This window comes from Mycobacterium sp. (genome assembly GCF_049802695.1).
Lineage (GTDB): Bacteria > Actinomycetota > Actinomycetes > Mycobacteriales > Mycobacteriaceae > Mycobacterium.
This window is the reverse complement of the sequence record NZ_JBARMY010000380.1, coordinates 1-2348: the sequence shown is the minus strand read 5'-3', so window position 1 is coordinate 2348 and position 2348 is coordinate 1. Positions and strand designations below refer to the sequence as shown.

Here is a 2348-nt window from a genome sequence, read left to right as displayed (position 1 = left end):
GGACCGTGAAGCCGGATCGGGGAGACACGAGCCGTGATCTCAACTCCCTCGGGCCCTCGGCTGCCCGCAGTCAGCGGCGGCGTCCCGCTGGGTGGCATGGTGACCGACTGGGGATTCGCGGCCGGCTGGCGAATGGTGCGGGCGATGCCGGAGTTCGCCGCGCGCAACGCATTCGACGCCGGGGCACGCTTCGCGGCCCGCAACGGCGGGCCCGAGCAGCTGCGAAAGAACCTGGCCCGGGTGGTCGGGGTGTCGCCGGCGGAGGTGCCCGACACCCTGATGCGCGACGCGCTGGCCTCCTACGCCCGTTACTGGCGCGAGGCGTTCCGCTTGCCGACGATGGATCACCGGGCGGTGGCCCGGCGGCTCGACGCGTCCGCCGAAGGCAAAGAAGCGGTGCAGGCGGCGTTGGCCGCCGGTCGCGGCGCCGTACTACCGTTGCCGCACAGCGGTAACTGGGATATGGCGGGGGTGTGGTTGGCGCAGACCCACGGCACTTTCACCACCGTGGCTGAGCGGCTCAAACCCGAGTCGCTGTACCGGCGGTTCATCGCCTACCGCGAAAGCCTCGGCTTCGAGGTCATTCCGCTGTCCGGCGGTGAACGGCCGCCGTTCGAGTTGCTCTGCGAACGGCTGCGGGCCAACGGGGTGGTGTGCCTGATGGCCGACCGCGATCTCACCCGCACCGGTATCCCGGTCGACTTCTTCGGTGAACGCTCCCGGATGCCGGCCGGACCGGCGAGACTGGCGGTCGCCACGGGGGCGGCGCTGATACCGGTTCACTCCTGGTACGAAGACGGCGAGTCCGTGTTCCGGTTCTACCCGGAGCTGGACTGCACCAGCGGCGACGCGGGTGCCATTACCCAGGCGTTGGCCGACGTGTTCGCACGCAACATCGCCGCGCACCCCGCCGACTGGCACATGATGCAACCTCAGTGGCTGGCCGACCTCTCCGAATCTCGACGGGCCAGCCTGGAGGAGTGCTGATGCGCATCGGCATGGTGTGTCCGTACTCGTTCGACGTGCCGGGTGGCGTGCAGTCGCACGTACTGCAACTGGCGGAGGTGATGCGCGGCCGGGGCCACACCGTCAGTGTGCTCGCCCCCTCCTCGCCGCACGCCGGACTGCCGGATTACGTCGTCTCCGCCGGCAAGGCCGTTCCGATCCCCTACAACGGGTCCATCGCGCGGCTGCAGTTCAGCCCGATGGTGCACGGCAAAGTCAGACGGTGGCTGACCGACGGTGACTTCGACGTACTGCACCTGCACGAGCCGAACGCGCCCAGCCTGTCGATGTGGGCGCTGCGGGTGGCCGAGGGCCCCATCGTGGCGACGTTTCACACCTCGACCACCAAATCGCTGACGCTGACCGTGGTCCGGGGCTTACTGCGGCCGATGCACGAGAAAATCGTGGGCCGTATCGCCGTCTCCGACTTGGCCCGACGCTGGCAGATGGAGGCGCTGGGCTCTGATGCCGTCGAGATCCCCAACGGTGTCGACGTGGCCGCCTTCGCCGGCGCGCCACAGCTGGACGGATATCCGCGGCCCGGCAAGACGGTGCTGTTCCTGGGTCGCTACGACGAGCCCCGCAAGGGCATGACTGTTCTGCTCGACGCGCTGCCGAAACTGGTGCAGCATTTCCCCGATGTCGAGGTGCTGGTCGTAGGTCGCGGCTACGAAGACGAAGTCCGGGACGCCGCAGGCGGCCTGGTCCGGCATCTGCGTTTCCTGGGCCAGGTCGACGATGCCGGTAAGGCGTCAGCGCTGCGCAGCGCCGACGTCTACTGTGCGCCCAACACCGGCGGCGAGAGCTTCGGCATCGTATTGGTCGAGGCGATGGCTGCCGGCACGGCGGTGGTGGCCAGCGACCTGCACGCCTTTCGCCGTGTGTTGCGCGACGGCGCAGCAGGGCGGCTGATGCCAGTGGGCGACGGCGCGGCGCTGGCCGAGGGCTTGATCGACGTGCTCAGCGACGACGCGGCGCGGCGACGCTACACCGACGAAGGTCGGCGGGCTGTGGGCCGCTACGACTGGCCGGTGGTGGCCGACCAGATCGCGCGGGTCTATGAGACGGTGGCCGGGGCGGGCGCCAAGGTGCAGGTGGCGAGCTGATGACGTGGCTGGCCGTCGCGATCGGGGTGTTGATCGCGGCGATCTTGGTGTTCGCCAACTCGATCTACCACACCGCTCATCGGCTCGACCGGTTACACGTGCGCTACGACCTGTCCTGGCAGGCGCTCGACGCGGTGTTGGCGCGGCGGGCGGTGGTAGCGCGCGCCGTTGCCGTGGACGTCTACGGCGGCGCGGCCGAGGGCAAGCGGTTGGCGGCCTTGGCCGATGCCGCCGAAC

Annotated in this window: 2 protein-coding genes and 1 pseudogene; all 3 read left to right on the top strand. The window is 69.5% G+C overall.

Going from position 1 to position 2348, the window contains the following annotated elements:
* The first annotated feature begins 96 nt into the window (after positions 1 to 96).
* Positions 97 to 987: a phosphatidylinositol mannoside acyltransferase gene (locus WA317_RS15620; RefSeq protein WP_425173893.1), complete on the top strand. Its 891-nt coding sequence runs from the start codon at positions 97 to 99 to the stop codon at positions 985 to 987.
* Complete coding sequence (locus tag WA317_RS15615) at positions 987 to 2111, top strand: glycosyltransferase family 4 protein (RefSeq protein ID WP_425173892.1); 1125 nt, start codon at positions 987 to 989, stop codon at positions 2109 to 2111. Before WA317_RS15620 ends, WA317_RS15615 begins: the two co-directional genes overlap by 1 nt.
* Positions 2111 to 2348: pseudogene (locus WA317_RS15610) on the top strand (exopolyphosphatase); the annotation flags it as partial. The gene WA317_RS15615 and the pseudogene WA317_RS15610, both read left to right, overlap by 1 nt.